Source organism: Rhodococcus pyridinivorans (assembly GCF_900105195.1).
GTDB lineage: Bacteria > Actinomycetota > Actinomycetes > Mycobacteriales > Mycobacteriaceae > Rhodococcus > Rhodococcus pyridinivorans.
In genome coordinates this window covers 312371-337793 of record NZ_FNRX01000002.1, presented here as the reverse complement: position 1 = coordinate 337793, position 25423 = coordinate 312371, and the positions used below count along the sequence as shown (strand labels likewise).

Sequence of the window (25423 nt, the reverse complement as noted above, 5' to 3'; positions counted from 1 at the left end):
GTTCGATCAGACGCCGGACAGTGCGAAGTCGCCGGTGGCGCCGCCCGGTGCGAAATCACCGGTGGCACCGGACAGGGCGAGTTCGTGTGCGTACTGGCTCTCCGGACGCGGCAAGCCGTAGTGGTCGCGCAGGGTGGTGCCGGTGTACTCGGTCCGGAACAGGCTGCGCTCCTGCAGGATCGGCACCACCTGGGAAGCGAACGCCTCGAGGCCCTGCGGGTACTGCGGCGGCATGATGTTGAAGCCGTCGGCGGCGCCGTTGGTGAACCACTCCTCGATGATGTCGGCGATCTGCACCGGCGTGCCCGCGACGACGTTGTGGCCGCGTGCGCCGGCGAGCTTGTGCAGCAGCTGACGCAGGGTCGGCTGTTCGCGCTCGACGATCTTCGCGAAGACCAGGCGGCGGCTGTTGTTGTTGTCGGTGATGTCGCCTGCGCCGGCGAACAATTCGACCGGCACCTTCTCGTCCAACTCGAGCCGGGACACGTCGATGCGGCCCATCTTCTGGAGCTGCCCGAGACCGTATTCGACGATGGTGAGTTCGTTGAACTCGCGATGCAGTTCCTTCGCTTCGGCCTCGGTTGCGCCGATGAACGGGCTCAGGCCGGGAAGGATCTTCACGTGATCGGGGTTGCGTCCGAATGCTGCTGCGCGGGTCTTGATGTCGGTGTAGAAGGCCTGGGCGTCCTCGATGCGCTGGTGCGCGGTGAAGATCGCCTCGGCGTAGGTCGACGCGAAATCGCGGCCGTCGTTGGAGGATCCGGCCTGCACGAGCACCGGGTGCCCTTGCGGCGAGCGGGCCGAACCGAACGGGCCGCGCACCTTGACGTAGTCACCCTCGACGTCGATGCGGTGGATCTTGTCCGGGTCGGCGTAGACGCCGGCGGCCTTGTCGAGGACGAGTGCGTCGTCCTCCCACGAATCCCACAGCTTGATCGCGGCGTCGACGAATTCGCGTGCCCGGGCGTATCGTTCGTGCACGTCGGGGTGTTCGGTGTACCCGAAGTTCGCTGCCGCTGCGTCGGTCGCGGTGGTGACGATGTTCCAGGCGGCGCGGCCACCGGAGATGTGGTCGAGCGAGGAGAACAACCGGGCGAGGTTGTAGGGCTCGTAGTAGGTGGTCGACGCGGTGGCGATCAGCCCGAGATGCGTGGTGACCGTGGCCATCGCGGCGAGCGTGGTGATCGGTTCGAGGCCGTAGTCCGGACGGTATTTCACCTCGGTGCGCAGAGCCGGACCGTCGGCGAAGAAGACCGCGTCGAGTTTCGCGCTCTCCGCGAGGCGGGCGAGTTCCTGGAAGTAGGTGACGTCGTAGAGACGCTCGGGCACGCTGCCGGAATGGCGCCACGAGGCCTCGTGGTGGCCGGTCGGGTAGATGAAGGCGTTGAGGTTGAGTTGGCGGTTCGTCATGTCGGATTTCCCCTCGGAAGGTCAGCTGCGGGTGTGGGAGGCGCCGGTCTCGGCGACCGCTTCGGTGACGACCTCGTCGAAGCGCAGATCGAAGGCGTCGGCGGCGTCGACGGGCTTGGGCAGTTCACCGGCGGCATTGATCACGTCGATGGTGTGCTGCTGGGTCGCGATGAGCTCCTCGTCGAGGTGTGGGAAGGTGGTGATCCCGGAGGTGTCGAGGATGCGCTCGCCGGCCTCGGCCGTCAGGCCCTGGCTCTTCACGAAGTAGGTGTCGATGTACGCGTCGCGGTTGTTGTCGGCCCAGTCGACGGACGTGATGTACGCGGTGACGTAGGCGCGGACCGCTGCGGCGGTCGCCGGGTCGGACAGGGCCTTCTTGCTCGAGTAGAGGTACGAGATGCCTTCGCTGAGGTCCTCGATCTCGGGGCGCGGCAGCGACGTCGCACCCGGGGTCTGCATGTACCGGGAAAAGACCGGCTCGCTCATCGGGGCGGCGTCGATCTGGTTGGAGCGCAGTGCATCCGGGAAATCCGGTAGCGACATCGACACGAGCTCGACGTCGTCGACCGACAGGCCTGCCTTGTCGAGACCGCGGAGCACGAAGGCCTGCTGCGAGGTGCCCTCGGCGTAGCCGATGCGCTTGCCCTTCAGGTCCGCGAGCGTCGTGACGTCCGATGCGTTCGGGGCGATGCCCATGTTGAGGCTGTTGTTCGTCTGCATGGCCGCGACGACCTGCACGTCGTCACCGGCGACCAGCGACTGGACGGTCATGATCTCGCCGGCCCACGCGACGTCGACCGCGTCGGCGCGGAAGGCCTCGAGGATCGCGGGCGCGCCCTGGAAGGTCGCGAACTCGTACTCGAACGGCAGGGCGTCGAGTTGTCCGGAACCGGTGAGGAGGGACAGCTGTCGCTCACCCTGGTCGGCGATGACGAGCTTGGTGCCCGCCGGGATCTCCGTGGGCAGCGCGCTGTCGGAAGCGAGGCCGTCGCCCGAGGAACCGGAGCTACATGCCGCGACCGCGGTCAGAAGGAGCGCGATGACGGCCGTCGATCCGGCACGACGTAGACGGGGCATGGACTTCCTCACGGTACTGGCGATGGGGGAGCGAACTTCGACGGCGTCGAAGTCGTCACCGATCCTGTGCGATCCGTCGGCGGGGGACCAGGGTTTGCGTCAGCGTGAGCGAAAGGTCCTCGATCCGGCTCATCGGTGCTGTTCGCGGGCCGATATCGCCGGTATCCGCGCATTGCGGCGGTTACCGTGCGAGGAGAACCGGAGGCGGGAGGTGGTGCGCATGGGTGCGGACGGTCGGCACATGTCGCAGCCGGATCTGATGTCGTGGCGGATGGAGAAGGACCCCGTCCTGCGGTCCACGATCGTCGCGGTGGCTCTGCTCGACCGGTCACCCGACCAGGAGCGCTTCGTCCGGATGATGGAGCGCGGAACACGTGCGGTGCCGAGCTTCCGCCGCAAGCTCGTCGAATCCCCGTTCGGACGGACCCCACCGCGATGGGTGGACGACCCCGACTTCGACCTGTCCTGGCATCTGCGGCGCATCGCGCTCCCGCATCCCGGGGGACTGGACGCCGTGCTCCCGCTCGTGCGCGCCGCGGCGATGTCGGCCTTCGACAAGGACCGTCCCCTCTGGGAGGCGACGATCGTCGGCGGCCTCGCCGACGGTCGCGCCGCGATCGTTCTCAAGGTGCACCACTCGCTCACCGACGGCATCGGCGGCATTCAGATCGCGAACGAGATGGTCGACTTCGAGCGCGACGGTACCGACCGCGGGCCACTGCCCGAGGATCCGCCGACCTCGGCTCCGGCGTCGGCCCTCGCCGATTCCGTGGGTTGGTACCTCTCGACGGCCGGCGAGATGGTGGGGAGGGGTGTGCCGTGGCTCGTGCGTTCCGGTCTGAGGTCGGTGACGAATCCGGTCGCGGCGCTGCGCAGCGTGGTGGACACGACCCGCTCGACGGCCCGGTTCGTGCAACCGGTGTTCACGACGCTGTCCCCGGTGATGGTCGGCCGCAGCACCGTCCGGGAGGTCGCAGCCCTCGATCTGCCGCTCGACGCTCTGCGGCAGGCCGGACGGGCAGCGAACTCCTCGCTCAACGACGCTTTCCTGGCAGGAATCCTGTTGGGGCTGAAGCACTACCATTCCCGGCACGGCGCGCAGGTCGCCGAACTGAGGGCGACGCTGCCGATCAGTCTCCGGCGCGAGAGTGACGCGATCGGGGGAAACCGGATCACCCTGGCGCGGTTCGCTCTTCCCCTCGATGTCGCCGATCCGGTCGCGTCGATGCACCGGGTGGACCGGATCGTCCGGTCGTGGCGGGACGAACCGGCCGTGCCGCTCTCGTCCGCCATCGCGGGTGTGCTGAACGTGCTCCCGGCCGGTGTGCTGGGTGGGATCCTCGAGCACATCGACTTTCTCGCGTCGAACGTCCCGGGTTCCCCGATCCCGCTGTACATGGCCGGTGCGGAGGTGCTGAGGTACTACCCGTTCGCTCCCACCGTCGGTTCGGCCGTCAACATCACGCTGATGTCGCACACGAGCCACTGCTGCATCGGAATCAACGCAGACTCCGCCGCCGTCCCCGACCTGCCCGTCCTCGTCGAGTCGCTGGTGGAGGGCTTCGGCGACGTGCTCGCCGTGGGAGGCGAGGGCACGCGCATCGAGGTCTCGCTCTCCGCTACGACGACCGCGCAAACCTGATCGTCAACCCAAGGTTGACGCAAACCATGCGTCAACTTAGAGTTGACGCATGGAACCCATTCGGCCGTCCCATCTCATCCGGCTCGACGACCTCATCGATGCGATCAAAAAGGTCCACGACGATCCGCTCGAACAACTCTCCGATGCCGTCATCGCGGCCGACCACCTCGGTGAGGTCGCCGATCACCTGATCGGCCACTTCGTCGATCAGGCCCGACGGTCCGGCAAGTCGTGGTCCGAGATCGGGCAGAGCATGGGCGTGTCCAAGCAGGCAGCCCAGAAACGGTTCGTCTCGAAGAGCGACAACGACCTCGACCCCGAGCAGGGGTTCTCGCGATTCACCCCGCGCGCGCAGAACACCGTGATGGCGTCGATGAACGAAGCGCGTGCCACGGGAAGCCCCGAGATCACGCCCGTCCATCTGATTCTCGGTCTGCTCGTCGACACCGAGTCGCTCGCCGCCCGCGCACTCGCGGCCCAGGATGTCGACTTCGCGGCGCTGCGCTCGGCCGCCGTGGCGACGCTCCCCGAACCGTCGAGCGACGTCCCCGAACTCATCCCGTACGACGCGGGTGCCCGCAAGGCCCTCGAGCTGACCTTCCGCGAAGCCCTGCGAATCGGGCACAACTACATCGGCACCGAGCACATCCTCCTCGCGCTCCTCGAACTCGAGAACGGCGACGGCGTGCTCTCGGCGGCCGGCGTGAACAAGAGCGCCGTGGAGAAGAAGGTCGCGGAGGATCTCGCCGCGATCGTCGAGGCACAGAAGGCCGAGGACGGCGAGGCCGGGTCGTAACACCGGGCAGGACCTGCGCGCCCCCGGCGCGGGCACGTTCCCCGCGGCCAGGTTCGCCGACGGCCCCTCGGGGTACGTCGAAGTCATGAACACACGTCACGCATGTCTCGTCGCGGGCTTCTCCGTCGCCACGCTCGTGGCTGCCGGGTGCAGCAGCGACGACTCGTCCACCGACACCGAGACCACCGTCGAGACCCCACCCACTTCGCTCACGACCACCACCACCGATTCCATGCCCACGCCGCTGCCCGGGATGAGTGGCGACGCCTTCGGGCTCCCGAACGAGGGAGGCGACGACGACAACGCCTTCACCTACGACGAAGCGGCCGTGCCGGTCGGCGCGACCTTCGACGTCGAATCCGAAGAGGAGAACGGCCGGACCACCGTCACCCTCAGGGTGATGGGTCTGCAACCCGATCGGGACTTCGGGGCGCACGTCCACACCCGGCCGTGCGGGCCGAACCCGTCCGATTCGGGGCCGCACTACCAGAACCGGGTCGACCCGGCGGCGAACCCCGACTCCCCGTCCACCGATCCCGCCTACGCCAATCCGCAGAACGAGATCTGGCTCGACATCACCACCGACGCGCAGGGCAACGCCGAGGCGTCCACGACCGTCGACTGGGAGTTCCGCGACGGCGAAGCCAACTCGGTGGTGCTCCACGCACAGCACACCAAGACCGCACCGGGTGAGGCCGGACAGGCCGGCGACCGGCTCGCCTGCATCGACGAGGACTTCTGACCCGACGGCCCCGCCGCCGCGTTTGGCCGCCGTCCTTCCGGGTAGCCGTGGAAAAGACGTGTCCAGCCCCGACGACAGCACACGAATCGGAGTTCCCATGCCCGCCGACACCCCGAAGATCCCCGGTGTTCCCTCGTCCACCGTGCCACCCGTGGAGGAGCCCACGACGCCCACGACTCCGCCCGAGCCCAAGCCCGATCAGGCGGAGCCCGAGGTCAGGACGGCCACCGGCACTCCCGCGGATCTGCCGCGCGGCCGTGCCCAGCAGGGCGAGTACCTGACGACGGCTCAGGGGGCGCGGCTGACGGATACCGACCACTCGCTCAAGGCCGGTCGGCGCGGGCCGATCCTGTTGCAGGATCATCACTTCCGCGAGAAGATCACCCACTTCGACCACGAACGCATCCCGGAGCGCGTGGTGCACGCCCGCGGCGCCGGTGCCCACGGCGTCTTCCGCGCGACGGGTGCCGCAAGCTCGATCACGCGTGCCCAGTTCCTCCAGAAGGACGTGGAGACACCGGTGTTCGTGCGGTTCTCGACGGTGCTCGGTTCCCGTGGCTCGGCCGACACGGTGCGCGACACTCGTGGCTTCGCGACGAAGTTCTACACCGAAGAAGGCACTTTCGACCTCGTCGGCAACAACATCCCGGTGTTCTTCATCCAGGACGCCATCAAGTTCCCGGACGTCGTCCACGCGGCCAAACCGCACCCGGATCGCGAGATCCCGCAGGCACAGAGCGCTCACGACACGTTCTGGGATTTCGTCTCGCTCCACACCGAGGCCACGGCGCACACGATGTGGAACATGTCCGACCGCGGCATCCCGCGCTCCTACCGCATGATGGAGGGCTTCGGCGTCCACACCTTCCGTGTGGTCAACGCCGAGGGTGATACCGCGCTGGTGAAGTTCCACTGGAAGCCGCGGCTCGGCGTGCATTCGCTGGTGTGGGAGGAAGCCCAGCTCATCAACGGCTTCGATCCCGACTTCCACCGCCGCGACCTCGCCGACGCGATCGAGGCCGGTGCCTACCCCGAATGGGATCTCGGCGTACAGGTCTTCCCGGACACCCCGGAGCAGGTCTTCGAAGGCATCGACCTGCTCGATCCCACCAAGATCGTCCCCGAGGAACTCGCGCCCGTGCAGATCATCGGCACGATGGTCCTCAATGCCAACCCCACCAATTTCTTCGCCGAGACCGAGCAGGTCGCCTTCCACCCGGGCCATCTCGTCCCGGGCATCGACGTCACCGACGATCCGCTGCTGCAGGGTCGCCTGTTCTCGTACCTCGACACCCAGCTGACGCGACTCGGTGGACCGAACTTCGGGCAGATCCCGATCAACCGTCCGCATGCACCCGTCAACGACATGTTCCGCGACGGCTTCCACCAGCACGCCGTCCACACCGGTGTCGCTCCGTACAAGCCGAACTCGCTCGACGCGGGATGCCCGTTCACGGCCGGTGTCACCGAGGGTGCCTTCGTCGACCTGCCGGTGGAGGTACCGGCGGCGAAGAAGGAGCGTGAGGTCTCCCGGTCGTTCGACGACCACTACACGCAGGTCCGCCAGTTCTACCTGAGCCTGTCGGAGATAGAGCAGGACCACGTGGCCTACGCCTACACCTTCGAGCTGGGCAAGTGCTACGAGCAGTCCATCAAGGAGCGGCAGCTGCAGATCCTGGCGAACATCGACACCGGGTTGTGCGAGAAGGTGGCGGCCGGTCTCGGTCTGCCCGCTCCGAAGCCGACCGTCGAGGTCTCCGATCTCCCGCAGAGCCCCGCGCTGGCGCAGGTCGGCAAGACGTGGCCCGTGCAGGGCCGGTTGATCGGCATCGTCGCCGACGACACCACCGACGTCGATCAGGTGCTCGCGGCCGTGCAGGCCGTGGACGCGGCCGACTGCGTCCCGCTGGTCGTCGCCCAGCACGGCGGGATGCTCGGGGGAGTCGTGCCGATCTCGCGCACCTTCCTCACGGCCCGCTCGATCGAGTTCGACGCGGTCATTCTGGCCGCTGCACCCGCAGATAAGAGGGTGCAGATCCTCGTGGACGAGACGTTCCGCCACCAGAAAACCTTGGCGGCGTGGGGTCCGGGAGCTGCGGCACTCGAGGGTCTGGCGGCACCGGGTGTCGTCGTCGCGGACGATCCCCAGACGGCGGTTACGCAGGTGCTCGATCTGCTCGGTACCCACCGGGTGTGGGAACGAGACACTTTGTGACAGACCTCACCTGAGACGGGCTTACGGTTTCGGGTGCCCCAAGTTATTCTTTCGTTACCTCTGGCCGCAGCTGATTCTTATCGCTGCGGCCAGTTGTTATTTACGGGCCGTTCATCTCGAGGTCAGCGCTGCCCGATCCCAGAGACGATGCGCCGGATACGCGGGTCGCCGGCCAACTCGACGCGCGCGTAGCGGGCCTGCTCGTCGGCGTCCGCGGATGCGAGGTCGTGAGCGGCGGCAATGCGAGTCGCGAGCACGTCCGGCGACCAGTTGTACGCCTCGGGCGGGATCTCGAGGGCGACGATGCGGCCGGTCGGGGTGACGCTGATACGGATGTCGTGGACCGATCCGTTGCCTACTATCCGTTCGATCGTGTCCTGCACACGCCTGACGGTGACAGAGAGTTCTTCTGGATACGTCAACACGGTTCCTTTCTCACCAGCCCGGGTAGGCGGGGAGAGTTTCGGGTGGGGTGGGGGAGATGATGAGCTCGGACCCTCTGTCCGGCACATCGGGTTCGATACTGCGACCCCACTCCTCGCAGCGATGCATCGTCTCGCCGAGGTCGGAGCCGAAGGTGACTGTCAGTCCCGTTCCGGTGAACAGATCTTCCGTTGGGGCAGACCATCGATGCTCAGAGGTGGGGAGCGCCGACAAGTATTGTGTTTCCGGCGCGGGGCGCGGTGGTTCGTGCCGTTGCATCCATTTTTCGTGGCGGTGCGCTTCGGTTGTCGGGCCGAATTCCACAAACTCTTCACGGCCGGAGAAAACCTTGATCCGATAGTCCTCATCGCGTACTCGTGTGGCCAAATTCGATTCTTGACTGCAGATGGTCGCTTTGAATCCCTCGTGTATGTCGTTGATTTCGAGGATATGTGCGCGGATGGTGCCAGCGAGAGATGTCTGCAGTGTTGTACTGATCCCGATTGCGTAGTGTGGATCGAGCGCCTCGGCGAAGCCCGGGTATGTGACATCGATTCCTGCGTAGTAGGCGATAATCTTCGATTCCTGTGCTGCACGAATCAACCTGCCACGTTCATCGAACAGGTCGACGTCGGGTTCTGCGGACCACACGAACGTGGTATTTCGGACCTGTTCGGGCGGCTGATATTCGGTGGAGGTCAACTGGGTAGCTCCCTCCGTATCCACTCGAGGTGATTCGGGCGATGCACATGCCGCTGCGAGAACCACAGTCAGCAGCATGATGTAGAGGGGCGGAGGTCCGGTTCGTTCAGTTGGGTCGAATCGATTCTTGGTCACGAGTAGTTCCACCGTTCACCGCCGGACGGGACGACATTGTTGGTCAGTACGTCTCGGAATCCTTGTTCGCCATTGCGTTGGTCTGCATAGACGATATTTCGAAGGTCGCCTGCTCCCGAGTTCGAAATGCGCAAGTACTCGGTTTGAGCCGAACTTTCGATCCCGGCTTCGTGGAGTAGATCGGGGACTTGATCGCTCAACAAACGTCCTTCCATGAGATCGCGGGGAACGAGAGAGCCGTCGGTCAACCAGCCTGGCGACACTTGTGCTGTGTCGATGGCTCCCGAATCCACCAGCGAGCTGAGCATGTTGTATCTCCGAGTATTCTCGGCACCTGTCTCGGTCAGATACATTTCGGAATCGAACCCCTCGACCCCCGACGGATGCCCCACGTATCGCCCTTCAGCATCGACGATTTCGGATTGCAACAGAACCCCTGTCGAGTACACGAGCGGACCCGTGACCACGCCACCCGGCAACGCCGTCACCGCACCGGTGACGAGGGTTTGGGCCACGGCATACGCGTCTGCTCTGGACTGGTTCCGGTTGTCGATCGCCGCCTGCTCGACCAGCTTCTCGTTCTCGTAGGTGCTGCTCAACCCCACCTCGACGAGGCTTTGCAACCGGCCCGAATACGTTCCGTAGCTGTACTTGTTCACACCGTCGAGTTGTTCGAGAGCGAACCGGCGGTCGAAATCGGTGGCCTGCGCGATTGCTGCACCGTTGAGAAGGGCACCTGCCGCGGGGTCGGTGTTCATGAGGGTGAATACGCGCGTCGCCGGGACGGGGCCGAGTTCACCGAAGCCGCTGGTGGCGGTGGCGTCGTCGACGGAACCGACCATGTCGCCGACAAACGGTGACAGGGCGGTCGCGAAGGAACGGACAGCAACAGGATTGACGTCACCTATGGTCAGGTCGGTTTCTTCCCGGGAGGCACCCGGCATATGGAGGAAACGGTTGAAGTTGTTGTCGGAGTTCCACTCAGACTCCGGCGCAGACAACACCTCGGCCAAACCGAATGCTGCCTCGCCCGCACGTTCGGCTCGGATTACTGCTGCGGGGTCACCCGGGTCGGCGGGCAACGCGTCGGCAGCGATCCACTCCGTCAGGCCGGCCAGAGTTGCTCCGTCGTCGGCCCATTCGCGGGTGAGCAGCGGAACGAGCACCTCGTCCCTACTGAAGTCCGCAGGGCTGCCGTCGACGTCGGTGCCGGTGAGCAGGTGATACGACGTGTCGGTGTTCCGGGTGGCGAGGTCGAGGAATGTGCTTGCCGTGTGGTCGTAATAGGAAGGGTCGGGGGTGGGAATGATGTGGGGATCGGCGTAGGTGGGGATGCCCGCCATGTATCCGGCGACCCGGCTCATCTCGATGCCCATCTCGGTTCCGGGTCGATACTGAGGGTTGGCCTCGCCGAGTATCGCGCCGAGTCGATCCAGCCGGTCCAGTGGTTCACCGGGGTGCTCGGCGTTCGGGTCGGGTTCGTAGCCGTATCGAATGGTGTCTCGGATGTCCTGCGGCACCGACTCCCACGACCCGCCGTATTCGGGATTCGACAGGATGAGCAGACCGTTGCCGAGACCGTCGGCCCAGCGCGCCGCGTCGGGGTTGCCTTCGGCTTCCCATGTCTTGTACGTCTCGTGCAGGTTCGCCAGTTCGTCCTCGTCGAGGCTGTTGTAGAAGGCGTCGAGGTACTCGATGCTCGCACCCGACGGTAGCGACAGGGTGCGTCCGATGCGTTCGAGATCGGTATCGCGTGCAGCCCCGGATGCTAGGAGCGCAGCGTCGGCAGCACCGTCCGGAGCATCGATGGAATGTGTGTTCTGGGAACGGAATTCACCGCCGAACGTGGAGAGCCGGTTGCTGACCTGCTCGAGTCGGACGGCGGCGTCTCGATCCAGTTCGTCGAATGTGCGCACCGCCGATTTCAGTTGGACCTCGAAGTTCATGGCGGTGTCGTCGAGACCCGCTTGCACGACGAGGTCGGTCTGCGCGTCGCCCGTGTGGGTTCGGGGTGCCTCGACCCGCGCGTCGTCGTGGACGGTGAAGCCGGCTGCAACCGCGTTGTCGACGATTCCGACGACGGTGGCGCGGGCGGGAATGAGCGTGTTCGCAGCGTCGCGGAGGGCGTCGACCTGCTCGTCGACAGCGTGGCTGATGCCTTGGCCGGCCACCCGATCACTCCACGCACGTGCCGCGGCGGCTGCCCCGCCTTCACCGTCCCATCCACCGAACGTGGCATCCACATTCCGGTCGACGCGGTGGGTCGACTCCCGGAATGTGTTGTTTGCGGACTCGACCGCCTCGGCAGCCGTGGTGAGCGCAGCCGGATCGAGCGAGCGGATCGCGGAAGGAGACAACATCTACAGGGACTTTCCTTCGAAGTCGGATCCGACGGCCGCGAGTTGGCGGCTGAATTCCTCCTCGGCCACCTCGTAGTTCCGTGCGGCCGCTTCGGTGGCCTCGGCCATGCGTCGCAGGCAGTTGGCCATAGCGCGGTAGGCGGTGTCGAGTGGTGCTCCCGCGCGTCCGGCGACACCACCGACCGCTGAGGATGGCATCGCGCCCGCTACCGACTCGAGCGCCGCGGACGGTTCCAACGCGTAGATGGTCTCGGCTTCTCCCTCCAGGGCATAGGCCAGGCTCTTCAACGAGTCCGGGTCGACCTTCAGCGCTGACATCAGCTCACCAACTCCTGTCCGGCAGACGTTCCATCAGGGTTGGACGCAGCAGCGTGACGATCGGTTCCCTCGACCGGGTGATTATCGGAACGTTTCAGGCGATGCGGCCGAATGCTGTGATGGAGGAGTCGCGGAGAGATGTCAGCCGGGACGCGGTCGCGATCCTGGCGACCGCCCGTGACGCGGGCACGAGGAGCTGGGTGCGGCGTCGACGGGCACGGTCATAGCGCTGCAGAGCGATCGGTACCGGATGCTCGGACAACAGCGTCGCGAGTGTCGTGGCGTCGACGATTGCTTCGCATGCGCCGCGGCCGAGATTCGGTGCCATCGCATGCGCCGCGTCGCCGATCAGTGCGGTGTTGCCGCGGAAGTACGACGGGAGGCGGGGGGATTCGTACAGGTCGTGGTACATGACGTCGTCGGGGTCGAGGCGGCCGAGGATGTCGCGTACGCCGGGGTGCCAGTCGTGGAAGCGGCCGTACAGGTCGTCGAGGGTGCCGCCGGTGCCTTCGGTGGTGCGGACGGCGGCGAACCAGTTGGTGAGGTCGCCGCCGCGGTCGGTGATTCCGAAGAGCGCGCCGGGACCCCAGGTTTCTCCATGGTTCGTGGTGGAGCCGCCGACCCAGCCGCGCCACGCTCCGTACCCGGTGTGCACGGGCCGGTAGGCCGGACCGAACACCTCGTCACGTACCGCACTGCCGATTCCGTCCGCGCCGATCATCACGTCGTATCCGGCGAGGGCCGTGAGCGGTGGCGCGGGGGCGTCGAACTTCACGATGTGGTCGGGGAGGCCGGACAGCAGGATGTCGAGGAGGGCGGGCCGGGAAACCATGACCGGTGCCCGGCGAAGGTCCCCGACGTGGGCGAGCACCACACCGTCCCAGCGTCTGAGCGTCGCGGAGCGCTGTGTCACGCCGAGTTGTTCCACCCGTCCGCCGACGCCGGCAACTTCGAGTGCGGCCAGGGCAGGAGGCCACATCCCGAGCGCGGTGCCGGTGCGCGGAGGCTCCGGAGATCGTTCGAACACGTCGATGTGCCATCCGTGGCGGAGGAGGGCGTTCGCGGCGGTGAGCCCTCCGATTCCGCCGCCGAGGATCGCCGCACTGCCTGGCTTCACGGTCATGTCATGACGGTACTACGTGTGTAGTGGACAGTCACTACCCCTGTAGTGATCCTCGTAGAATGTCTCTCGTGACCGACAAACGCGCCACCGTCCTCGACGCCGCAATCGAACTCGTGGGGACCGAAGGATTGCGCGCCCTCACCCACCGCCGCGTGGATGCCATCGCCGGTGTGCCGGCCGGCTCCACGTCGAACTACTTCCGCACCCGCCAGGCTCTCGTCGAAGGGGTGCTCGACAGGCTCCTCGAGCGGGACCGGGTCCAGCTCGAGGCGATCGGCGCCGCGTTGCCGGGGGACGCACGTGAGCTCGAAGACCTGGCGCACGGATATGTGATGTTCGTGACGGGGGACGACCTCGTGCGGACCCGCGCACGCTTCGCGATGTTCGTCGAGGCGATGGCGACGCCCGAACTGCGTGCCGGGGTCGAAACCCGCCGCAGCGAACTGCGCGGATGGATCGGGACCGTGCTCGCGGGCCTCGGCGTCGACGATTCCGCCACCGCCGCGCGGGTTCTCATCGACTACCTGGACGGACTGATCCTGCATCGCTGCACCTCGCAGGACGACGGGCCGGACCCGCGCGACGGCGTGTCCCGAATGGTGCGAATGCTGCTTTCCACGGCAGGGTGACGCCCGCGATTCCGGTGCGTTACGGCTGCGTTTCCGCAGGTGGGCGGAAGAATAGGGCAGGCTTGCTTGCATTACCCCCCGCCACCTGGCATATCGTTCGTTTCGAAGACGGTGGGACCACGACGTCCCACCGGTCGCCGGGTCCACGCTCGCGCTGCCGAAAAGGCACCCGCACCGTCGCGGATGAGCGGATACTGGCGATGTCGAAGGTATCGGGCACCCGGCCGATACCCGTCTACGGCAGTAGATGGCCATCAGCGCTGCTGGTCGTCGGTGCTATCGCATCAACGAAGGCTAGGTATGACTCATCTCCCCGGGCCTCGAGGGCTCTACCACCCGGCGAACGAGCACGACTCCTGTGGCGTCGCGTTCGTCGTCGACATGCATGGTCGTCGCAGTCGCGACATCGTGGAGAAGGCGATCACCGCCCTGGTGAATCTCGAACACCGCGGTGCAGCGGGAGCGGAACAGAACACCGGCGACGGCGCCGGCATCCTGATCCAGGTCCCCGACGCCTACTTCCGTGAGGTCGTCGACTTCGATCTTCCCGCCGAAGGCGCATACGCGACCGGTATCGCGTTCCTGCCCAAGGACACCGCCAAGGCCGACGCCGCGGCCGCCGAGGTCGACCGCATCGTCGCCGAAGAGGGCCTCGAGGTCCTCGGCTGGCGCGAGGTGCCGATCGACGAGTCCGAGCTGGGTTCCATGGCCAAGGACGCCATGCCCACCTTCCGGCAGATCTTCATCGCCTCCGGCGCCCGCGCGCTCACCGGCCTCGAGCTCGAGCGCCGCGCGTACGTCGTGCGCAAGCGCACCGAGCACGAGCTCGGCCACCACGGCGCGGGCGAGGACGGTCCCGGCAGCGAGACCGTCTACTTCCCGAGCCTGTCGGCGTCGACCTTCGTCTACAAGGGCATGCTCACCACGCCCCAGATGAAGGGCTTCTACCGCGACCTGCAGGACGAGCGCGTCGTCTCGGCCCTCGGTCTCGTGCACTCGCGGTTCTCCACCAACACGTTCCCGTCGTGGCCGCTCGCGCATCCCTTCCGCCGCGTGGCGCACAACGGCGAGATCAACACCGTCACGGGCAATGCCAACTGGATGCGCGCCCGTGAGGCACTCATCGACACCGAGGTCTTCGGCGGTCGCGACAAGCTCGAGAAGATCTTCCCGGTCTGCACGCCGGGTGCGTCCGACACCGCGCGTTTCGACGAGGTGCTCGAACTGCTGCACCTCGGTGGTCGCAGCCTGCCGCACGCCGTGCTCATGATGATCCCCGAGGCGTGGGAGCGCCATGACTCGATGGATCCGGCCCGTCGCGCGTTCTACGAGTACCACGCGGCCCTCATGGAGCCGTGGGACGGACCGGCCTCGGTGTGCTTCACCGACGGCACCGTCATCGGCGCCGTGCTCGACCGCAACGGCCTGCGCCCCTCGCGTGCCTGGGTCACCGACGACGGCCTCGTCGTCATGGCCTCCGAGGTGGGTGTGCTCGACATCCCCACCGAGAAGATCGTCAGCAAGCGTCGCCTGCAGCCGGGCCGCATGTTCCTCGTCGACACGGCCAAGGGCCGCATCGTCGAGGACGAGGAGATCAAGCGCGAGCTCGCCGCCGAGCATCCCTACGAGGAGTGGGTCGCAGGCGGCGTCACCCGTCTCGAGGATCTGCCCGAGAGCAAGTACACCTACATGTCGCACGAGCGTGTCGTGCTGCGGCAGCAGGTATTCGGCTACACCCGCGAAGAGGTTGATCTCCTCGTCAAGCCGATGGCGGCCTCCGGAGCCGAGGCGCTCGGCTCGATGGGCACCGACACGCCGATCGCCGTGCTGTCGTCGCGTCCGCGTCAGCTGTTCGACTTCTTCTCGCAGCTGTTCGCCCAGGTCACCAACCCGCCGCTCGACGCGATCCGCGAGGAGATCGTCACCAGCATGGGCGGCATGCTCGGCCCCGAGGGCGACCTGCTGAACCCGACCGAGGCGTCGTGCCGGCAGATTCTCATCGGTGCGCCGGTCATCGACAACGACGACCTGCAGAAGCTCATCCACGTCAACGACGAGAAGCAGTTCCCCGGCTTCAACAGCGTCATCATCCGCGGCCTGTACCCGGTCGCGGAGGGCGGTGAGGGTCTGCGTCGCGCCCTCGCCTCGATCCGCGAGCAGGTCTCGCAGGCCATCGAGAAGGGCGCACGCCTGATCGTGCTGTCCGACCGCGAGTCCGACGAGAAGCTGGCGCCGATCCCGTCGCTGCTGCTCACCTCCGCGGTGCACCACCACCTCGTCCGCGAGAAGACCCGCACCAAGGTCGGTCTGCTCGTCGAGGCCGGCGACGCCCGCGAGGTCCACCACATCGCCGCCCTGTGCGGTTTCGGTGCGGCCGTGGTCAACCCGTACATGGCGTTCGAGAGCATCGACGAGCTGTTGCAGAACGGCGACCTGCCCGAGGGCATGACCCTCGACAAGGCCATCGCCAACTACATCAAGGCGGCCTCGAAGGGCGTGCTCAAGGTGATGTCCAAGATGGGCATCTCCACGCTCGCCTCCTACACCGGTGCGCAGCTGTTCCAGGTCATCGGCCTGTCGCAGGAACTCGTCGACGAGTACTTCACCGGTCTGCAGTCGCAGCTCGGCGGTGTCGGTCTCGACGAGATCGCCGCGGACGTCGCGGCCCGTCACCGCACGGCCTTCCTCGACCGCCAGTCCGAGCGCGCGCACCGCGAGCTCGAGGTGGGTGGCGAGTACCAGTGGCGTCGTGAGGGCGAGTACCACCTGTTCAACCCGGACACGGTGTTCAAGCTCCAGCACGCGACCCGCACCGGCCAGTACTCGATCTTCAAGGAGTACACGAAGCTCGTCGACGACCAGTCGGAGCGACTCGCGTCGCTGCGCGGTCTGTTCGAGTTCAAGAAGGGCGTGCGCCCGCCGGTGCCGCTCGACGAGGTCGAGCCGGCGAGCGAGATCGTCAAGCGCTTCTCGACCGGTGCGATGAGCTACGGCTCCATCTCGGCCGAGGCGCACGAGACCCTCGCGATCGCGATGAACCGTCTCGGTGGCCGCTCGAACTCCGGTGAGGGCGGCGAGCATCCGAGCCGTTTCACCCCGGACGAGAACGGCGACTGGCGGCGCTCGGCGATCAAGCAGGTCGCCTCGGGTCGCTTCGGTGTGACCGCGCACTACCTGAGCAACTGCACCGACATCCAGATCAAGATGGCGCAGGGCGCTAAGCCCGGTGAGGGCGGCCAGCTGCCGCCGCACAAGGTGTACCCGTGGGTCGCCGAGGTCCGTGGTTCGACGCCCGGCGTCGGCCTGATCTCGCCGCCGCCGCACCACGACATCTACTCGATCGAGGATCTCGCGCAGCTGATCCACGACCTGAAGAACGCCAACCCGAAGGCCCGCATCCACGTGAAGCTGGTCTCCGAGCTCGGTGTCGGCACGGTCGCCGCGGGTGTGTCGAAGGCACACGCCGACGTCGTGCTCATCTCGGGTCACGACGGTGGTACCGGCGCGTCGCCGCTGACCTCCCTCAAGCACGCGGGTGCTCCCTGGGAGATCGGTCTCGCCGAGACCCAGCAGACGCTGATGCTCAACGGTCTGCGCGACCGCATCGTCGTGCAGGTCGACGGCCAGATGAAGACCGGCCGCGACGTCGTGGTCGCCGCTCTCCTCGGCGCCGAGGAGTACGGTTTCGCGACCGCGCCGCTCGTGGTCTCGGGCTGCATCATGATGCGTGTGTGCCACCTCGACACCTGCCCCGTGGGTGTCGCGACGCAGAACCCGGTGCTGCGCAAGCGGTTCACCGGCAAGCCGGAGTTCGTCGAGAACTTCATGCTGTACATCGCCGAAGAGGTGCGCGAGTACCTCGCCGAACTCGGTTTCCGCAGTCTCGACGAGGCCATCGGCCAGGTGGACGTCCTCGACACCCGCAAGGCCGTCGAGCACTACCGCGCGTCGAAGCTCGACCTGTCGCCGCTGCTCGAGAAGGTCACCTCCCCGATCTTCGGGGAGCAGGACATGCACTGCACCAAGGAGCAGTACCACGCTCTCGACAAGGCACTCGACAACGAGCTGATCGCGAAAGCGCAGCCCGCTCTCGAGTCGGGTACGTCGGTCTCGTTCGACACTCCGATCACCAACGTCAACCGCACCGTCGGCACGATGCTCGGCCACGAGCTCACCAAGAAGTACGGTGCGGAAGGGTTGCCGGACAACACGATCGACATCACCTTCGCAGGTTCGGCCGGCAACAGCTTCGGTGCGTTCGTCCCGCGCGGCATCACGATGCGGCTCAACGGCGACGCGAACGACTTCGTCGGCAAGGGCCTGTCGGGTGGTCGCATCATCGTGCGCCCGCCGCACAATGCGGCCGAGGGTTTCGTGCCCGAGGACAACATCATCGCCGGCAACGTCATCCTGTTCGGTGCCACCTCGGGTGAGGTCCTCATCCGTGGCATCGCGGGTGAGCGCTTCGCGGTCCGCAACTCCGGAGCCACGGCCGTCGTCGAAGGCGTCGGCGACCACGGCTGCGAGTACATGACGGGTGGCAAGGTCGTCATCCTCGGCAAGACCGGCCGCAACTTCGGTGCGGGCATGTCCGGTGGCGTCGCGTTCGTGTACAACCCGGACAAGGACTTCGAGAACAACCTGAACACCGAGCTGGTCGACCTCGAGGATCTCGAGGGCGAGGACTTCGCGTGGCTCAAGGGCGCCGTCGAACGGCATCGTGACGAAACGGGCTCCGAGGTCGCAGCCCGCATCCTGGCCGACTGGTCACAACAGGTCAGCCACTTCGCGAAGGTCATGCCTCGCGATTACAAGAAGGTACTCATGGCTATCAAGGACGCCACCATCCGTGGTGCGAACGTGGACGAGGCGATCATGGAGGCTGCTCGTGGCTGATCCCACCGGTTTCCTCAAGCACGGTTCCCGCGAGACGCCGGTCCGCCGGCCTGTCCCGCTGCGACTCCTCGACTGGAAGGAGGTCTACGAGCCGTTCCCGCTCGACACCCTCCGGACCCAGGCAAGCCGTTGCATGGACTGCGGTATCCCCTTTTGCCACAACGGTTGCCCGCTCGGGAATCTCATCCCCGAGTGGAACGACCTCGCCTACAAGGGTAAGTGGGAGGACGGGATCGAGCGTCTCCACGCCACGAACAACTTCCCCGAGTTCACCGGCCGGCTCTGCCCAGCGCCCTGCGAGGCGTCGTGCGTGCTCGGCATCAACCAGGACCCGGTGACCATCAAGCAGGTCGAGGTCGAGCTGGTCGAGAAGGCCTTCGACGACGGCCGCGTCAAGCCGGTTCCGCCGTCGAAGCTCACCGGCCGCAAGGTCGCGGTAGTCGGCTCCGGGCCTGCCGGTCTCGCTGCGGCACAGCAGCTCACGCGTGCCGGTCACTCGGTGACGGTGTTCGAGCGGGCCGACCGCATCGGTGGTCTTCTCCGTTACGGCATCCCCGAGTTCAAGATGGAGAAGCGCTTCATCGACCGCCGTCTCGCGCAGATGGAGGCCGAGGGCACCGTCTTCAAGCCGGGCGTGAACGTGGGTGTCGACATCACCGCCGATGAGCTGCGCGAGCAGTTCGACGCCGTGGTGCTCGCCGGCGGCGCGACCGTCGCCCGCGACCTGCAGATCCCCGGACGCGAGCTCGACGGCATCCACCAGGCGATGGAGTTCCTGCCGATCGCCAACCGCGTGCAGCTCGGCGATCTGCCGGCCCCGACCATCACGGCCGAGGGTAAGAAGGTCGTCATCATCGGCGGTGGCGACACCGGCGCCGACTGCCTGGGCACCTCGCACCGTCAGGGTGCGGAGAGCGTCCACCAGTTCGAGATCATGCCGCGGCCGCCGGAGCAGCGCGCCGAGTCCACCCCGTGGCCGACCTACCCCCTCATGTACCGCGTCTCGTCGGCGCACGAGGAGGGCGGCGAGCGCGTCTTCTCCGTCAACACCGAGGAATTCATCGGCAAGGACGGCAAGGTCACCGCGCTGAAGGCGCACGAGGTGCAGATGGTCGACGGTCGCTTCGAGAAGGTCGAAGGAAGCGACTTCGAACTCGAGGCCGATCTGGTGCTGCTCGCGATGGGCTTCACCGGTGCCGAGAAGCCGGGTCTGCTCACCGATCTCGGGGTCGACTTCGACCAGCGTGGCAACGTCGCCCGTTCGTCGGAGTGGTCCACCAACGTCGACGGTGTCTTCGTCGCCGGCGACATGGGTCGCGGACAGTCGCTCATCGTCTGGGCGATCGCCGAGGGTCGCGCGTGCGCCGCTGCGGTGGACCGCTTCCTCGAGGGTGAGACGGCGTTGCCGGCGCCGATCGCGACCACCACGATGCCGCAGCGCTGAACGAGGTACGACCACTGGGCCGCACACCGGAAGGTGTGCGGCCCAGTGGCGTTCGGGGGGCGGCGTTCGTGGGTGGGGTCAGGCGTCGACGAGCGACGCGGGATCGGTGTCGGTTGCGGTGGCCGGCGCCGGTTCGGGTGTGGCCTCCTCGCGCCGCCGCGCGAGGAGGCGATCCACGGCCCACGATCCGGAGCCGAGGAAGATCAGGACGAACATCGCCCAGCAGAACAGCGCGGCGGATTCACCGTCGTTCTGGATGGGCAGTGCGCCGTCGGCCTGGTGGCCCCAGAAGTAGGCGTACGCCATCGATCCGGAGCCGAGGAAGGCCGCGAGCCGGGTACCGAGACCGACGATCAGGGCGGTGCCGCACACGACCTGGATGATCGCACCCCACCAGCCGGGCCATGCGCCGAGTTGTGCGGTGGTTCCGCCGTAGGGTTCCGCCGGCCACGCCCACAGGCTCGTGGTGCCGTGGCAGAGGAACAGGAAACCGACGGCGATGCGGAAGGCGGCGACGGCGTGATCGCCGAAACGGTCCGGCCAATGGCGCACTGAGTTCATCGCGTGCGGAAGTAAAGCATGCCTACCCTTACATGCGGGGTGCTTGGTCATCGTTCCTCGGGTTTCGGTGGAGCTGCCCCTGCTTTCCGGGGGTGGATCCACAGAAATCCGCTCAACAGGGACCACCGGACGCGCTGCGCTTGTGATATTTCCGTGTCGCCGGGCGTCGCACCCGATATGGTTCTGCGCATGACGGCTACGAGACGGGCACTGGCGACGGTCGTGATGGGTGCGGGTGCCGTCGTGGCTGCCGTCGCGGTGGCTCCGGCCGCGACCGCGGACCCTGCGGACGCGTGCATCCGCAACGGTGGCGGGCTCGTGACGATCGACGGCGCCGAGCCCGTCCCACCGGTTTTCGGATTCGACGGTCCCCGCCTGCTCGGACTCCAGGGCGGCGTCGGCAACGCATGCATCACCAACGTGGGTCCCGGCGCCGTGACCGTCACGCATCCCGAGGGGCGTGTCCCGGGACGCACCGAGGTGTCCACCGCGCTCGTGGAGATGCGGGTCGACGGCGGGCTCGGCAACGTCGCCGTCACCAATGTCGGTACCGGTGCGGTCACGGTGCACCGGACGGAGGTCACGCCCGAGCCCGTTGCGGGGCCTGCACAGGCTCCGCTCCCCGGGATGCCGGAGCTGATCCTCGACGCGGGAACCGACGGCGTCTTCGTCACGAATGTCGGTACGGGCGGTGTCACGGTCGTCGACCGTGCCGTCGCGCCGGCGGAGCTCCCGGCCCCGCCACCGCCTCCGCCGGGCGCGGTGGTCACCGATCCGTTCAGCGGAAACATCTATGTGACAAACCTTTTCGGGCCCGACATCGTCGTCGCGGAACCCGCCTCGACCGCCGAAGGGAGCGTCGTCGAGCGGCCGGTTCCGGGAACGGCGGTCGACTACGGGACGGGCAACGTCTTCGTGACGAACATCGGTGGGGGACAGGTGACCGTCGTCCGCGGTTGATCCGCCGGCCCCGTCGTTTCCAGACAACGTTCCGGACTCGGATACATCACATCCGGTTCACGAATATGTCATCCTTCTACTCGATACTGCCGGGGAGGGACGCGGCACCAGGACAGTAGCGGGGCGGGGAGATGGCTATGAGAAGAGTGTGGGCGGCAACGGTGGCCGCAGTGGCGGCATGTGCAGCAGTATTCGCCGCAATGCCTGCGGCGCAAGCCAATCCGACCGGATGTCCGACCCTGAACGTGGTCGCTGTGCCTGGAACATGGGAGACCTCGGACACCCCCGACCCCGGCCGTGGGAACGGCATGCTCGCCCAGGTCACGTCCAATCTTCCCGCCGGGGCCCGCGTCGACTACGTCGCGTATCCCGCCACGGCCTTTCCGTGGGAGGGCGACGTGTACGCGGCCTCCCGCAATCGCGCCGTCGACAACGCGCGCGGCATCATCGCGGCCACCGCCGAGCGGTGCCCCCTCACGAACTTCGCCCTCGTCGGCTACAGCCAGGGTGCCGATGCCGCAGGCGATCTCGCCGCCGAGATCGGCACCGGGCTGGGAGTGATCGGTCCGCACCGCCTCGTCGCGGTGGGTCTGCTGTCCGATCCGCGCCGCTCCGAACTCGACCCGTTCGTCGGTCCGCCCGTCGCCGGCACCGGTGCGGGAGGTGCCCGCGCGGGAGGCTTCGGATTCGTAACGCCCAACGTGCGCACCATCTGCGCGGTGGGCGACCTCTACTGCTCGACGCCGCCGGAGGACTTCGTCACGCGACTGGCCGGCTTCCTCGCGATCTCGGCGGGCAGCCCGTTCGAGCAACTCGAGAACTACCGCGACGAGGCGACGGCGCTCTACAACGACATCATGACCGCCGGGGGCATCCCGATGCTGCAGCTACAGCTCACGCCCGAGGCGAACGAGCTGCGCGAGCAGAAGATCCGAACCTTCTACGAGTCGCAGATCCACCAGGACTACTCGAACTACGTGGTCGACGGTCGCGGAACGACGGCCACGCGGTGGCTGCACGACTGGATCGCCTCGAAGGCCTGACCATCAATCGATGTCGAATCGTGCGCCCACACGCATGACACGGGGCGCGAAGCGCATCAGCCACTTACGGACCTTCGCGCCCGGGGCGACCGTCACCACAGGCTTGTTGTGACGGACCGCCCCGACGATCGCCTTGGCCACCTTCTCCGGCGCGATGTGCAGGCGCCGGTACATCGCGAGGGTGCGGGTGCGTCGTGCTGCTCGTAGTTCCTTGTTCGGCGCGACGTACTCCGTCGCCCGGGTGAGGTTGGTGTCCACCAGGTCGGGACACACGACGGTCACGCCGATCCCGTGTTCGAGCAGTTCGGCGCGCAGGCACTCCGACAGCATGAACACCCCGGCCTTGCTCGTCGTGTAGGCGGCGAGGTTGCGTTGCGGCATGTACGCCGCGGCCGACGAGACGTTGACGATCTGCCCGCCCGTGCCGGCCTCGATCATCTGCTCCGTGAAGGCGCGGCAGCCGTAGACCACTCCCCAGAAGTTCACGTCCATCACGTTCTCGAAGACGCTCTGCGGAGTGTCGGCGAAGGCACCGATGACACCGATGCCCGCGTTGTTGACGAGCACGTCGGCGACGCCGTGCCGCTCGCGAACGGTCTGCGCGAACTTCCGGACCTGCTGTTCGTCGGAGACGTCGAGTTCGTAGGCGTGAGCGGCGCCGCCGAAGACGGCCTCGGAACCTCCGGCACCGGGAGCCGGGACGTTCACGAGCGCCACCGTCTCGCGGGCGCTGTCGAGATCCTTGTCTGCCACGACGACGATGGCACCTTCGGCGGCGAAGGCGATCGCCGAGGCCCGGCCGATCCCGCTACCACCACCGGTGACGACGACGAGGGCGCCGGTCAGGTCGCGCAGGCGGCTGCGTAGTGCAGCGCCGGCGCGCCAGCGGCGTATCTGGGCGATCCGAGAGGTCACCCCACCATCGTGACGCACTCGCCGCGTGTGGTCCGGTCAGTACAGGAACTCGCGGTAGAGCTCGCGTTTGCCCGGCTCGGCGTCGGCCGGGATCTCGATCGAGTGGAGTTCGGCGTGCATGTCGCGCATCGAGGGGACCGCCGCACGGTCGGGATAGGTCGACGGATCCCACAACTTGGCGCGGAGCAACGCCCGCGCGCAGTGCAGGAAGACCTCGTCGATCTGCACGATCACAGCAAGCTGCGCCGGCTTGTTCTGCAGCGACAGCTTCCCGAGCAGGTCGGGGTCGGTCGACAGCGTGGCGCGGCCGTTGATCCGCAGCACCTCCTCGTCGCCGGGGACGAAGAACAGCAGCCCGACGTGAGGGTTCTCGAGGATGTTCCGGTACGAGTCGGCGCGGCGATTGCCGGGCCGGTCGGGCAGCGCGATCGTGTGGTCGTCGAGGACGAGCACCGCCGACTCGATGTCGCCGCGCGGCGAGCAGTCGCAGTTGCCGACGGCGTCGGCGGTGGCGATCGTGAAGAACCGCGCCAGCGACAGGAAATGCCTGATGAGCGGCGTCAGGTGTGGTCGCGCCTTGTCGACGATCGCCGGGTGCGGAATGCCCAGGACGGCCTCGAGCTCGTCCTGTGTCCGTATCCCGCCCTGTACGAGTTCGTCGATCCTGTCCGCATCCATCCGGTGCACCTCCGGCGGTGACCGTATCAATCCTGCACGGGAAGATCATGTCGGCGTCCGTGTCATGCCCTGGTCAGGGGCTGCACAGTCGATTGCTTCCGGTCACCGGGACGACCCGGGAGGCAGGACTCCGGACCCCGGTAGAACGGGTGGCGACGCCCCCGCCCGGAAGGATCGAGATGACCGACTCCGCCCTGCTGGCCTCCCTCCTCGAACGCGTACAGCTCCTCGAGGACAAGGCTGCGATCCACGAGGTCCTCACGGCGTACGGCCCGGCCGTCGACGCCGGTGACGCCGAGGCGGTGGGGGAACTGTGGGCCGAGGACGCCGTCTACGACGTCGACATCCGCCTGATGGAGGGTCGCGACGCCATCATGAAGATGGTGCGCACCCGACCGCACCAGGACTACATCGAGGAGGGCTGCGGTCATCTGCTCGACCCGGTGCACATCCGGGTCGGCGGCGACACCGCCGTCGCGACCTGCCACTCCCTGCTGCTGCGCCGCAACGCCGATTCGGATTCGTTCCGGGTGTGGCGGGTGAGCGCCAATCGTTTCGAACTCGCCCGGATCGACGGCAGCTGGAAGATCGTGCGCCGCACGTCGCGGTTGCTCGACGGCAGCACCGCCGCCCGCGACCTCCTCGCGAGCGCACGGCGCTGAACCCACGACTCGCGGGTGGGCGCTGGGGGCTCACCCGCGGCCGACTCCCGGGGCGCTCAGACGCGCAGGGTGTCGCGTACGTGCCCGGTCTCGTTGATCGACGCGACGCGGCGCGCGCCGCTGCGTGAGACGAGGATGCGCGTCACCGACGCGTACTCGATGGGGAACATCAGCGGCCGGGGCAGCTCGAGCAGGTGCTGCAGCACGATGTTCACGACCCCACCGTGGGCGAACAGCGCCACGGTCTCGGCGTGGTCGCACGTGTCCACCACCTGGTCGATCCCTCGCAGCACCCGCGTGCGGAAGGCGTCCCCGTCCACGAAATCGGGCAGGTGACCTGCCAGGATGCGCTTGTAGGCGGCCGGTGCGACGTCCTTCGCGGCGTCGATCGTGAAGTAGTGGTCGTGGCCGTAGTCGTACTCGGCGATGTCCTCCATCTTCTCCACGTCGAGCCCGCGTCGTTCCGCGACCGGCTCGGCCGTCTGCAGGGCCCGCAACTGCGGGCTCGAGAACAGGCGGGTGATGTTGTAGGGGGACAGCGCGTCCGGCAACCGCGACGCCTGGAGACGACCGGCCTCCGTGAGCGGCGGGTCGGCGCCCCCGGTCTCGGCGCGGGCGTTGTTCGGCTCGGCGTGACGGATCAGGAGTAGCTGCACGACCTCACGATGCCAGGTGGAGCGGTTTCACGTGAA

At 67.0% G+C, this 25423-nt stretch carries 21 protein-coding genes; 10 read left to right on the top strand and 11 right to left on the bottom strand.

The features are described from left to right. Positions 1 to 6: 6 nt before the first annotated feature. Together BLV31_RS02185 and BLV31_RS02180 are read right to left on the bottom strand one after the other, a co-directional pair. Positions 7 to 1410 carry an LLM class flavin-dependent oxidoreductase gene (locus BLV31_RS02185; protein ID WP_064061442.1) on the bottom strand — a complete coding sequence of 468 codons (1404 nt, stop codon included), beginning with the start codon at positions 1408 to 1410 and terminating at the stop codon, positions 7 to 9. Between the two features lie 21 nt (positions 1411 to 1431). After that, complete coding sequence (locus BLV31_RS02180) at positions 1432 to 2487, bottom strand: ABC transporter substrate-binding protein (RefSeq protein WP_064061443.1); 1056 nt, start codon at positions 2485 to 2487, stop codon at positions 1432 to 1434. A 220-nt stretch (positions 2488 to 2707) separates the two neighbouring features. Between BLV31_RS02180 and BLV31_RS02175 the strand changes: the two genes are divergently transcribed. From BLV31_RS02175 to BLV31_RS02160, 4 genes are all read left to right on the top strand, one after another. After that, positions 2708 to 4129 carry a wax ester/triacylglycerol synthase domain-containing protein gene (locus tag BLV31_RS02175; protein ID WP_064061470.1) on the top strand — a complete coding sequence of 474 codons (1422 nt, stop codon included), beginning with the start codon at positions 2708 to 2710 and terminating at the stop codon, positions 4127 to 4129. Between the two features lie 49 nt (positions 4130 to 4178). Further along, positions 4179 to 4925: a Clp protease N-terminal domain-containing protein gene (locus BLV31_RS02170; RefSeq protein WP_064061444.1), complete on the top strand. Its 747-nt coding sequence runs from the start codon at positions 4179 to 4181 to the stop codon at positions 4923 to 4925. A gap of 85 nt (positions 4926 to 5010) precedes the next feature. Further along, positions 5011 to 5667 carry a superoxide dismutase family protein gene (locus BLV31_RS02165; protein ID WP_033098111.1) on the top strand — a complete coding sequence of 219 codons (657 nt, stop codon included), beginning with the start codon at positions 5011 to 5013 and terminating at the stop codon, positions 5665 to 5667. Positions 5668 to 5764: 97 nt separating this feature from the next. Further along, on the top strand, positions 5765 to 7882 hold the full coding sequence (locus tag BLV31_RS02160) for a catalase (RefSeq protein ID WP_064061445.1): 2118 nt from the start codon (positions 5765 to 5767) through the stop codon (positions 7880 to 7882). Positions 7883 to 8004: 122 nt separating this feature from the next. Here the strand turns inward: BLV31_RS02160 and BLV31_RS02155 are convergent, their stop codons facing one another. From BLV31_RS02155 to BLV31_RS02135, 5 genes are all read right to left on the bottom strand, one after another. Then, positions 8005 to 8265 carry a YbaB/EbfC family nucleoid-associated protein gene (locus tag BLV31_RS02155; RefSeq protein ID WP_064061446.1) on the bottom strand — a complete coding sequence of 87 codons (261 nt, stop codon included), beginning with the start codon at positions 8263 to 8265 and terminating at the stop codon, positions 8005 to 8007. Positions 8266 to 8317: 52 nt separating this feature from the next. Beyond that, positions 8318 to 9007: a hypothetical protein gene (locus tag BLV31_RS02150; protein ID WP_231781327.1), complete on the bottom strand. Its 690-nt coding sequence runs from the start codon at positions 9005 to 9007 to the stop codon at positions 8318 to 8320. A gap of 131 nt (positions 9008 to 9138) precedes the next feature. After that, positions 9139 to 11502, bottom strand: a complete 2364-nt coding sequence (locus BLV31_RS02145) for a TPR repeat domain-containing protein (protein WP_064061447.1) — start codon at positions 11500 to 11502, stop codon at positions 9139 to 9141. After that, positions 11503 to 11820 carry a type VII secretion target gene (locus BLV31_RS02140; protein ID WP_016931838.1) on the bottom strand — a complete coding sequence of 106 codons (318 nt, stop codon included), beginning with the start codon at positions 11818 to 11820 and terminating at the stop codon, positions 11503 to 11505. A gap of 94 nt (positions 11821 to 11914) precedes the next feature. After that, a complete protein-coding gene (locus tag BLV31_RS02135; protein WP_064061448.1) occupies positions 11915 to 12943 on the bottom strand; it encodes an FAD-dependent monooxygenase in 1029 nt (342 codons plus the stop codon). Positions 12944 to 13002: 59 nt separating this feature from the next. On the opposite strand from BLV31_RS02135, the gene BLV31_RS02130 reads away from it, so the two are divergent. From BLV31_RS02130 to BLV31_RS02120, 3 genes are all read left to right on the top strand, one after another. Further along, a complete protein-coding gene (locus tag BLV31_RS02130) occupies positions 13003 to 13572 on the top strand; it encodes a TetR/AcrR family transcriptional regulator (protein ID WP_269064397.1) in 570 nt (189 codons plus the stop codon). Positions 13573 to 13872: 300 nt separating this feature from the next. Next, positions 13873 to 18468 (top strand): glutamate synthase large subunit, encoded by a 4596-nt coding sequence (gene gltB / locus BLV31_RS02125; RefSeq protein ID WP_019290422.1) that lies wholly within the window; start codon positions 13873 to 13875, stop codon positions 18466 to 18468. Beyond that, positions 18461 to 19912: a glutamate synthase subunit beta gene (locus tag BLV31_RS02120; protein WP_006553332.1), complete on the top strand. Its 1452-nt coding sequence runs from the start codon at positions 18461 to 18463 to the stop codon at positions 19910 to 19912. Before gltB ends, BLV31_RS02120 begins: the two co-directional genes overlap by 8 nt. 78 nt (positions 19913 to 19990) lie before the next feature. Here the strand turns inward: BLV31_RS02120 and BLV31_RS02115 are convergent, their stop codons facing one another. Further along, complete coding sequence (locus BLV31_RS02115) at positions 19991 to 20473, bottom strand: DoxX family protein (RefSeq protein WP_019290420.1); 483 nt, start codon at positions 20471 to 20473, stop codon at positions 19991 to 19993. A gap of 189 nt (positions 20474 to 20662) precedes the next feature. Between BLV31_RS02115 and BLV31_RS02110 the strand changes: the two genes are divergently transcribed. Further along, complete coding sequence (locus tag BLV31_RS02110; protein WP_248846284.1) at positions 20663 to 21433, top strand: YncE family protein; 771 nt, start codon at positions 20663 to 20665, stop codon at positions 21431 to 21433. A gap of 200 nt (positions 21434 to 21633) precedes the next feature. Beyond that, the gene (locus BLV31_RS02105; protein ID WP_081263481.1) at positions 21634 to 22476 is read left to right on the top strand and encodes a cutinase family protein; all 843 of its coding nucleotides are present in this window, start codon (positions 21634 to 21636) and stop codon (positions 22474 to 22476) included. Positions 22477 to 22479: 3 nt separating this feature from the next. Here BLV31_RS02105 and BLV31_RS02100 read toward each other — a convergent pair whose 3' ends face one another. Further along, positions 22480 to 23391, bottom strand: a complete 912-nt coding sequence (locus tag BLV31_RS02100; protein ID WP_019290417.1) for an SDR family NAD(P)-dependent oxidoreductase — start codon at positions 23389 to 23391, stop codon at positions 22480 to 22482. 36 nt (positions 23392 to 23427) lie between these two features. Next, on the bottom strand, positions 23428 to 24069 hold the full coding sequence (locus BLV31_RS02095) for an MSMEG_1061 family FMN-dependent PPOX-type flavoprotein (RefSeq protein ID WP_006553337.1): 642 nt from the start codon (positions 24067 to 24069) through the stop codon (positions 23428 to 23430). Positions 24070 to 24248: 179 nt separating this feature from the next. Here BLV31_RS02095 and BLV31_RS02090 point away from each other — a divergent pair, with 179 nt between their 5' ends. Further along, positions 24249 to 24731, top strand: coding sequence for a nuclear transport factor 2 family protein (locus BLV31_RS02090; RefSeq protein WP_033098119.1), 483 nt, complete (start codon positions 24249 to 24251; stop codon positions 24729 to 24731). 56 nt (positions 24732 to 24787) lie between these two features. Here the strand turns inward: BLV31_RS02090 and BLV31_RS02085 are convergent, their stop codons facing one another. Beyond that, positions 24788 to 25387, bottom strand: a complete 600-nt coding sequence (locus BLV31_RS02085; RefSeq protein ID WP_033098120.1) for a histidine phosphatase family protein — start codon at positions 25385 to 25387, stop codon at positions 24788 to 24790. Positions 25388 to 25423 lie beyond the last annotated feature (36 nt).

Excerpts from the sequence above, each read along its gene's own strand:
- BLV31_RS02140 (WP_016931838.1), bottom strand. The coding sequence starts at position 11,820 with ATGTCAGCGCTGAAGGTCGACCCGGACTCGTTGAAGAGCCTGGCCTAT.
- BLV31_RS02105 (WP_081263481.1), top strand. The coding sequence starts at position 21,634 with ATGCCTGCGGCGCAAGCCAATCCGACCGGATGTCCGACCCTGAACGTG.
- BLV31_RS02175 (WP_064061470.1), top strand. The coding sequence starts at position 2,708 with ATGGGTGCGGACGGTCGGCACATGTCGCAGCCGGATCTGATGTCGTGG.
- BLV31_RS02185 (WP_064061442.1), bottom strand. The coding sequence starts at position 1,410 with ATGACGAACCGCCAACTCAACCTCAACGCCTTCATCTACCCGACCGGC.
- BLV31_RS02180 (WP_064061443.1), bottom strand. The coding sequence starts at position 2,487 with ATGCCCCGTCTACGTCGTGCCGGATCGACGGCCGTCATCGCGCTCCTT.
- gltB (WP_019290422.1), top strand. The coding sequence starts at position 13,873 with ATGACTCATCTCCCCGGGCCTCGAGGGCTCTACCACCCGGCGAACGAG.
- BLV31_RS02165 (WP_033098111.1), top strand. The coding sequence starts at position 5,011 with ATGAACACACGTCACGCATGTCTCGTCGCGGGCTTCTCCGTCGCCACG.
- BLV31_RS02135 (WP_064061448.1), bottom strand. The coding sequence starts at position 12,943 with ATGACCGTGAAGCCAGGCAGTGCGGCGATCCTCGGCGGCGGAATCGGA.
- BLV31_RS02170 (WP_064061444.1), top strand. The coding sequence starts at position 4,179 with ATGGAACCCATTCGGCCGTCCCATCTCATCCGGCTCGACGACCTCATC.
- BLV31_RS02160 (WP_064061445.1), top strand. The coding sequence starts at position 5,765 with ATGCCCGCCGACACCCCGAAGATCCCCGGTGTTCCCTCGTCCACCGTG.
- BLV31_RS02110 (WP_248846284.1), top strand. The coding sequence starts at position 20,663 with ATGACGGCTACGAGACGGGCACTGGCGACGGTCGTGATGGGTGCGGGT.
- BLV31_RS02095 (WP_006553337.1), bottom strand. The coding sequence starts at position 24,069 with ATGGATGCGGACAGGATCGACGAACTCGTACAGGGCGGGATACGGACA.
- BLV31_RS02090 (WP_033098119.1), top strand. The coding sequence starts at position 24,249 with ATGACCGACTCCGCCCTGCTGGCCTCCCTCCTCGAACGCGTACAGCTC.
- BLV31_RS02130 (WP_269064397.1), top strand. The coding sequence starts at position 13,003 with ATGTCTCTCGTGACCGACAAACGCGCCACCGTCCTCGACGCCGCAATC.
- BLV31_RS02115 (WP_019290420.1), bottom strand. The coding sequence starts at position 20,473 with ATGAACTCAGTGCGCCATTGGCCGGACCGTTTCGGCGATCACGCCGTC.
- BLV31_RS02145 (WP_064061447.1), bottom strand. The coding sequence starts at position 11,502 with ATGTTGTCTCCTTCCGCGATCCGCTCGCTCGATCCGGCTGCGCTCACC.